This is a genomic window from Streptomyces sp. NRRL S-495, assembly GCF_000966955.1.
Classification (GTDB): Bacteria; Actinomycetota; Actinomycetes; order Streptomycetales; family Streptomycetaceae; genus Kitasatospora; species Kitasatospora purpeofusca.
Map to the genome: position 1 here is coordinate 1 of NZ_JZWY01000127.1, position 591 is coordinate 591.

1 pseudogene is annotated in these 591 nt (G+C 77.5%); it reads right to left on the reverse strand.

The features are described from left to right. Positions 1-591, reverse strand: a pseudogene (locus tag VR45_RS09255) (peptidase S8); the annotation flags it as partial.

The window sequence follows — 591 nt, forward strand, 5'->3', positions numbered from 1 at the left end:
GGTGCGGGTGTCGGCCTTGCCGTAGGCGCAGGAGGCGGAGTCGGCGGCGTCGAAGTTGGGCGCCAGGTCCTGGTGCTGGTCGTCGACGCCGGTGTCCAGCACGCCGACCTTCACCGTGGACGAGCCCGTGGAGACGGCCCAGGCCTGGTCGGCCTTGATCTGGGTCATGTCCCAGCGGTTGGACTCGGTCAGCGTGGTCGCCGACTGGGCGGGGTTCGCGGGCAGGGCCGGGTTGTAGGCGTCGGCCGGAACGTCCGAGGTGCGGGTCGCGCCGACCTGCTGGACGCCGGCCACCCCGCGCACCGCGGCGGCGAAGCCGGTGCTGGTGGAGTGGGCGACGACGACGCCGATCGCGTCGTAGCTCGCGAAGACGGTGCCGCCGTTGGCGGTCACCGCGGACTTGGCGGCGGCGACGTCGGCGGGGGCGCTGATCACCAGGTAGGCGCGGGTCCCGGCGGCCCAGGCGGTGGCCGCGGCCGGTGCCTGCGGCGCGGCCTGGGACTCCGGCGCGGCCTGGGTCTGCGGCGCGGCCGCGGCGGCCGGGGCCTGGACGACGGGGGCGGAGGCGGGCGCGGCGGGCGCCGCGACGGC